The organism is Chromobacterium subtsugae, from assembly GCF_001676875.1.
Taxonomy (GTDB): domain Bacteria; phylum Pseudomonadota; class Gammaproteobacteria; order Burkholderiales; family Chromobacteriaceae; genus Chromobacterium; species Chromobacterium subtsugae.
The window spans coordinates 1-7,602 of sequence record NZ_JYKA01000037.1; the positions used below are offsets into that span (position 1 = coordinate 1).

3 protein-coding genes are annotated in these 7,602 nt (G+C 62.9%); all 3 read left to right on the forward strand.

The genetic code is table 11. The annotated features are described in order from the left end of the window. A partial coding sequence (locus MY55_RS22185; RefSeq protein WP_065203049.1) for a DUF2345 domain-containing protein occupies positions 1-2,206 on the forward strand: 2,206 nt, incomplete at its 5' end. 15 nt (positions 2,207-2,221) lie between these two features. Beyond that, on the forward strand, positions 2,222-6,778 hold the full coding sequence (locus MY55_RS22190) for an RHS repeat-associated core domain-containing protein (protein ID WP_065203050.1): 4,557 nt from the start codon (positions 2,222-2,224) through the stop codon (positions 6,776-6,778). Between the two features lie 2 nt (positions 6,779-6,780). Further along, on the forward strand, positions 6,781-7,110 hold the full coding sequence (locus MY55_RS22195; protein ID WP_045052549.1) for an immunity protein Imm33 domain-containing protein: 330 nt from the start codon (positions 6,781-6,783) through the stop codon (positions 7,108-7,110). Positions 7,111-7,602 lie beyond the last annotated feature (492 nt).

Consider the following 7,602-nt stretch of genomic DNA (forward strand, 5'->3'; position numbering starts at 1 on the left):
CGCCCAAGGCCTGTATTACGCCGGCGACGCCGACCAGCTCAGCCACTACGCCCGGCTGCGCCAGCAAGCGCACGACCTGCAGGCCAAGCAATTCGAAGGCGGCGGCGCCGTCCGTGGCCTCACCGCCGGCCAATGGTTCCGCCTGGACGACCACCCGGCGCACGAGACCGACAGCCACGAACAGCGCGAATTCGTCGTCACCGGCCAGACGCTGCAAGCGCGCAACAACCTGCCCAGCGAGCTGACGCAGCAACTGCGCGCCCTCGCCCCCAGCCTGCTGGCCGACAGCGACAGCGGGCAACCCTTCGCCAGCCAGATCCAGGCCCAGCGCCGCGGCATCCCGCTGACCCCGGCCTACGCCGGCACCGAATCGGCCAAGCCCACCAGCCTCGGCGTGCAGACCGCCACCGTGGTCGGCCCCGCCGGCGAAGAAGTCCACACCGACGCCCAGGGCCGCATCAAGGTGCAATTCCACTGGCAGCGGCCGGACGAACACCCCACCATCGGCGCCGGTCTCGACGACAAATCCTCCTGCTGGCTGCGCGTCGCCATGCCCTCGGCCGGCGCCGGCTGGGGCCACCAGTTCATCCCGCGCATCGGCCAGGAAGTGCTGGTCGACTTCATCGAAGGCGACATCGACCGCCCCGTCATCACCGGCGTCTTGTACAACGGCAGCCACCCGACGCCCGACTTCAGCGGCGCCGGCACGCTCCCCGCCAACAAGACCCTGTCCGGCATCAAGAGCAAGGAACACCAGGGCGGCGGCTACAACGAACTCTTGTTCGACGACACCCCCGGCGAAGTGCGCGCCAAGCTATCCAGCGAAGCGGGCAAGACCCAGCTCAACCAAGGCTACCTCGCCCACCCAAGAAGCAACGGCAAAGCCCAGCCGCGCGGCGACGGCTTCGAACTCAGAACCGACCAGCACGGCGCCATCCGCGCCGCCCACGGCCTGCTGCTGTCCACCGAAGCGCAAAACGGCGCATCCGGCAAACAGCTGGCGCGCGAGCACGCCCAATGCCAGCTCGACGCCGCCCTCAGCCTCTCCCAAGCGCTGGCCGAAACCGCCGCCGGCCAACTGGCCGACAGCATGGAAACCGGGCCCGACGAAATCGGCCCGGACAACGCCAAAGCCGGCAAGAAATCCCAAGGCCACCTGCAACACCACGCCGACGCGCTGAAGGCCTGGGAAGCCGGCAGCAACACCGACAAAGACGGCAAAACCGCCCAGGACCAAGCCGGCCAGCAGCCGCTGCTGGTGCTGTCCGGCCCAGCCGGCATCGCCGCCCTGACCGAGCAGAGCCAGACCGTCTCCGCTGGGCAAAACCTGAACCTGATCGCCCAGCGCGACGCCAACCACACCACCGGCCGGCGCTGGATCCACAATGTCGGCCAGCACCTCAGCCTGTTCGTGGCAGGGGTGAAGGACAAGGTGGCGCTGAAGCTGATCGCGGCGAAGGGGAAGGTACAGGTACAGGCGCAAAGCGACGCGATGGAGCTGACGGCGGATAAGGAGCTGACCATCACCTCGGCCAAGGGCAAGGTGCAGATCGCCGCCAGCCAGGAAGTGCTGCTCACCAGCGGCGGCGGCTACATCCGCATCGCCGGCGGCAATATCGAAATACACTGCCCCAGCGAAGTGAGCGTCAAGGGCGCCAGCCATAGCCTGAGCGGCCCGGCCAGCCTCAGCACCCCCACCCCGGCATTCGCCAAGCCCGGCACCGGCAATCTGCAGGTCATCCACGAGTTCGCCAACGGCGTCTCGATGAACCAGGGCAAGTTCGTCGTCACCGACGCGCTGGGCGTCAAACACAAGGGCGTGCTGGACGAGGCCGGCAAGGCGATGGTGCACGGCTTGCCGGTGGGCCCCGCCCAGGTCGACTTCCTGGGCCGGCCGAACAAGGACAAGGCCGACATCTTCCCCTTTGTGCCACAGCCGGAAGAAGCGGTGAAACAGCTGGTGGGCGGAGAGGCGGTGAAGAAGCAGGCGATGAGCCAGCTCTCCAGCCTGGTGGGCAAGACCTTGCCGCCCGGCGTCGCCGCGGCCGCCGGCCAACTGTCCCAAGCCAAGAATACGCTGGACCAGGCCAAGCAAGTGGCCGGCCAGGCGCAGGCCATGCTGCAGCAGGCGCGCGATGTGAAGCAACTGGCTTCTTCCGCCGCCACCGTCCCGAACGCAGCCAATCTGCTCAAGAAAATACTGTAAAAGATACTCGCCATCATGACGACCGCAGCCCTCGCACGCCCCGTAGCCGTTATTCCCGCCACGCCTCAAGCCGCAGCCCAGGCGCTGCAGCAAACCGGCCAAGACTTCGATAAATGGCTGCGCAGCATCAGCGACGGCCATCTGTCGGTGGAGAGCCTGAAAACCATCGCGTCCGCAGTGCCGGTGGTGGGCAACCTGATTTCCATCGGCGACGTCATCGTCGACATCGTCGACATGTCCAACAAATCCCGCGCCAATCAGGAGGTCGATGTCTTCGACTGGCTGTTCCTGGGCGTGGACCTGATCGGCGTGATCCCCGCGGCCGGCGGCCTGTTCAAGATGGGCGCGCGGCCCACGCTTAAGTTGTGCGCCACCAGCCTGCGCCGCGCCGGCAAAGACTGGGCCAAGGGCGAGATCGAAGCGGGCCTGGCGGCCAAGCTGGTGACCATGCTGCCGGCCAGTTACCGCAACTCGCCGGCGGAATGGGTAAAGTATGTAGACGGCAAGATCCAGAACGAGCTGAAAGTCTGCGGCGCCAAAGGCGCCACCATCATCGCCGGCATGGGCGAACTGCTGACCAGCCTGGGCACCGGCAAGTTCGGCGCCTATGTGCAAAAGAACGTCAAGCATGCGCCCGTCCGGTACAACCTCAATAAAACCAATGACCAAGGTTTTTGGGGCACGGTCAGCGCCCACCTGCATTCGCTGAACCAGGCCGCTGCCGATGCCGGCACCGAAGCGGCCGCCGGCATGACGGTGGCCGCCGCCAAGCAGATCGACTCCATCCTGAAAGGCACAGTTTCCGCGCGCCTGATGCAGCGCCTGGGCGCGGCCATGGCCAAATGGGCGGGCATGCTGGTGGACATGCTGATGAAGATGTACAGCAGCCACCTGAAGCCGTTGCTGGACAAACTGCTGAAAGCCTTCCTCAATCACCTGCCGAAAAAAGCGGCGGCGGTGGCGACCAAGGCGGTGAATACCGCCAAGAAAAAGGTCGAACAGACCGTGAAGGAAGTTGCCGCCAAGCTCAAGCAGCTCGCCAAACCAGGGCCAAAATGTGCGTGCGCTAGCACCCAGGCCTCCATCGGGTACGCTTTTGGCGACGAGTCGCTACAACACACCGACTTCAGCCTTCCGGGTGTTCTTCCTATTGTTTGGACACGGCAATATCGTTCCAACTTCGGCGGCAACGATCAAAAAGGCGAGTTCGGCGCGCGCTGGAGTCTTGCCTACGCCGCCCGCTTCGACATTGAAGGCGGGCAGCTGAAATTCCACGACGACAGCGGCCGCACGCTGGACTATCCGCTGCTGCCGGAAGGCGAGTCGCACAAGGACGGCATCGAGGGCTTTACGCTCACCCGCCTATCCGACACCCTGCTGTCGCAGACCTTTGGCCATGACTTGATCCAGCTGTACGAGCGCCACGGCGACAGCTTCCGACTGGCGCTGATCAAGGACCGCGCCGGCAACAGCATTGCGATGAACTTCCGCGATGGCCGCCTCAGCCAGCTGGTCAGCAGCGCCGGCTACGCAGTGGACCTGAATCACGACGCCATTGGCCGCGTCACCCGCGTTACCCTGCAGAATCTGGAAACCGGCCTGCCGCAACGCACGCTGGCCGAATACCGTTACAGCGATATCCCGCAGCTGGGCGGCGATGCCGGCGACCTGCTGGCCGCCACCGATGAAAACGGCGAAAGCTGGAGCTACCAGTACCAGCATCACCTGATCACCCGCTACACCGACCGCACCGGCCGCGGCATCACGCTGGAATGGGATGGCACGCATCTGGACGCCCGAGCCATTCGCGAATACGCCGACGACGGCAGCCTGGACGTGCGCCTGGCCTGGGATGAGAATATCGATCTCACCTATGTCACTGATGCCTATGGCCGCACCACCGAATACTATTTCGACGACAAAGGCTACAACTACCGCATCGTCTATCCGGACCACAAAGAAGAGTGGTTTGAATTCGATGACGACAAGAAGCTGCTCAGCCATATTCGCCCGGACGGCACGCAAGACAGCTATGACTACGACGCCAACGGCAACCTGATCTGGCACGAGCGCGCCGACGGCAGCGAAGTGCGCTTCGCCTACGACGAACAGGACAATCTAGTCGAAATCATTGACCCGATGGGCGAGAAATGGCTGCGCGCCTACGACGACATGGGCCAGCTGATAGAGGAAACCGACCCGCTCGGCCACAAGACCAAGTACGCGTACAACGAGCAAGGCCTGCCGGTGGCCATCACCGACGCCAAGGGCGGCGCCAAGAAGATCGCCTATCGTCCGGACGGCCTGCTGGAAAGCTATACCGACTGTTCCGGCAGCGCCACCCAGTGGCAGTACGACGAACGCGGCCGCCCGCTGCTGATCGTCGATGCGATGGGCAACGCCACCCGCTATCAGTACGCCGCCAACGGCACGCTACAGGCCATCGTCCAGCCGGACGGCCAAGCCACCCAGCTGGAGCATGACGCCGAAGCCCGCCTGCTGAAAATCACCGACCCGCTGGGCCGCGGCACCCACTACGAATACGACAAGGCCGGCCGGCTGCAAAAGCGCACCGACGCCAACGGCCACAGCCTGGGCTACCAGTACGACAAGCTGGGCCGCCTCACCGCGCTGCGCAACGAGAACCACCGCTACTACCGCTTCGACTACGACGACGGCGGCCGCCTGACAGCCGAAACCGGCTTCGACGGCAGCGCCACCCGCTATGTCTACGACAACGCCGGCCGCCTGGCGCAGCAGGTGGAAGGCGACGTCACCACCGATTACCGCTACGACCGCGCCGGCCGCCTGATCGAGCGCAGCGCGCCGAACAGCAAGGAAAGCTTCGGCTACGACCCGGCCGGCCGCCTGTTCCAGGCCAAGAACCGCTATGCCAGCCTGCGCTGGGTGTACGACCCAGTCGGCAACGTCGTCGAGGAGCACCACGGCTACCACGTCGCCGGGGTCAAGGAAACCTACCGCTGGCAGCATGAGTACGACAAGCTGGGCAACCGCATCGCCACCATCCGCCCGGACGGCCACCGCGTGGACGTGCTCAATTACGGCAGCGGCCACGTCCACGGCCTGCTGTTCGGCCAACGCGACATCTTCAACCTGGAGCGTGACAAGCTGCACCGCGAAACCCAGCGCGTGCTGGGCAATGCGCTGCAGCAGACCCTGGCCTACGACAAGGCCGGCCGCCTGTCCAGCCAGCGGCTGATGGGCGCCACGCAGTGGAGCCGCCAGTACCAGTACGACGCCGCCGGCCAACTCGTCGGCATCGCCGACAATCGCAGCGGCCAGCTGAGTTACCGCTATGATCCGGTCGGCCGCTTGCTGGAAGCCGCCACCCCCAAGGGCGTGGAAAGCTTCCGCTTCGACCCCGCCGGCAACCTGCTGGACAACGCCCCGGCCTCCGACGGCCATCAGGACAACAGCCTGATGGGCAACCTGCTCAGCCAGTACGCCGGCCGCCACTACCGCTACGACAGCCGCGGCAATCTGGTGGAGAAACGCGTCAACGGCAGCCTCACCAAATTGGAATGGGACAGCCACAACCGCCTCTCCCGCCTCATCGCCCCGGACGGCCAGCGCACCGACTACCACTACGACCCGCTGGGCCGCCGCATCGCCAAGATCAGCCAGGGACAGGCCACGCTGTACGGCTGGGACGGCGACGTGCTGGCCTTCGAAACCCGCGACGAAGAAGCGGTGCACTACCTGTTCGAGCCGGACAGCTTCGTGCCGCTGGCACAGGTGCACACCGACGCCATCCGCGGCGTCAAGGTGCCGGCCTGGAGCCAGCACAATCCCTACGACCCGGACAAGGACCCGCTGCGCCAGCCTGCGCCGGAACCCGAGGCCCCCAAGGCGGTGTACTACTACCACACCGACCACCTGGGCACGCCGCAAGCGCTGACCGACGAACAAGGCCGGCTGGCGCTGGAAATGGACTACCAGGCTTGGGGCGAAGCGCGCGAAATCATCGCTGACGCCACCAATAAAGCCGGCATCCGCAACCCGTTCCGCTTCCAGGGGCAGTATCATGATGACGAGTCAGGACTGCACTACAACCGCCATCGCTACTATGATCCGGAGATCGGACGGTTTATTTCTAAAGATATAATTGGCTTAGCTGGCGGTATAAACCTTTATCAGTATGCAAACAATCCTCTAAAATGGATTGATCCATTAGGACTAGCAGGGACCACCATTGATGGACTAGGCAATGTCGTTCCAACAGATGACTACGGGATACCCGATAGAAATCTTTTCCAGCCCAACCCCAATATTACAAAGCCATATGTTCGCGACAAAACACTAGGCCCAGTCACAAGTCAACAAAATATTGTTCAAGGTCAACCTTGCGTTGTATGTGGCAACATAGGGAAAACACAAGTTGCAGATCATGTAGATCCGTTAGCTGTTGAATACTACAGAACGGGTAAAAATGACGTAACTCACCAAACAAGCACTGCTTCAGTACAGGCTCACTGTTTGAAATGCTCTTCAAAACAAGGGGGCCGAGCTTCGGCCTTCACAAGAGCCATGAAGAAAAAACTAGGAATATAAACATGACAAGCAGCAAAGAGCAAATTGAAATTTGCAAAAAATACTCGTCCAAGGTTATTGATTTTGATGAAAATGAAATGGTCGCGATTGCTCTTGAAACTATTGGCCAACTACCAATACGTGGCGTTAGAGTATTCAAAAGAGAGGGAGATAATATTTCGTGGTTTTTTTATTGCGGCGAATTCTCTGACTCCCCAGATTTCTTCAAACCAATGCATGCCTCTCATTTGAATGAATACTTGCCAGAGGTGATGAAATTTCTTTGCCTAGAGCCCGGCTATAAATTCATGACGGATCCACATGGGTTTGAGGATGTTTGGAAGGAAGATTAAAAGAAGCTACCGAAATTATTTCAAAACCGCGAAACCCAGCGCGTGCTGGGCAACGCGCTGCAACAGACCCAGGCCTACGACAAGGCCGGCCGCCTGTCCAGCCAGCGGCTGATGGGTGCCACTCAGTGGAGCCGCCAGTACCAGTACGACGCCGCCGGCCAACTGACCGACATCGACGACAGCCGCAGCGGCCAACTGAATTACCGCTATGACCCGGTTGGCCGCCTGCGCGCCGGACGGCCAGCGCACCGACTACCACTAAGACCCGCTGGGCCGCCGCATCGCCAAGATCAGCCAGGGCCAGGCCACGCCGTACGGCCGGGACGGCGACGTGCTGGCCTTCGAAACCCGCGACGAAGAAGCGGTGCACTACCTGTTCGAGCCGGACAGCTTCGTGCCGCTGGCGCAGGTGCACACCGACGCCATCCGCGGCGTCAAGGTGCCGGCCTGGAGCCAGCACCACCCCTACGACCCGGACAAAGACCCGCTGCG

Bases quoted from the DNA above. Each gene is read 5' to 3' on its own strand.
- MY55_RS22195 (WP_045052549.1), top strand. From the start codon at position 6,781: ATGACAAGCAGCAAAGAGCAAATTGAAATTTGCAAAAAATACTCGTCC.
- MY55_RS22190 (WP_065203050.1), top strand. From the start codon at position 2,222: ATGACGACCGCAGCCCTCGCACGCCCCGTAGCCGTTATTCCCGCCACG.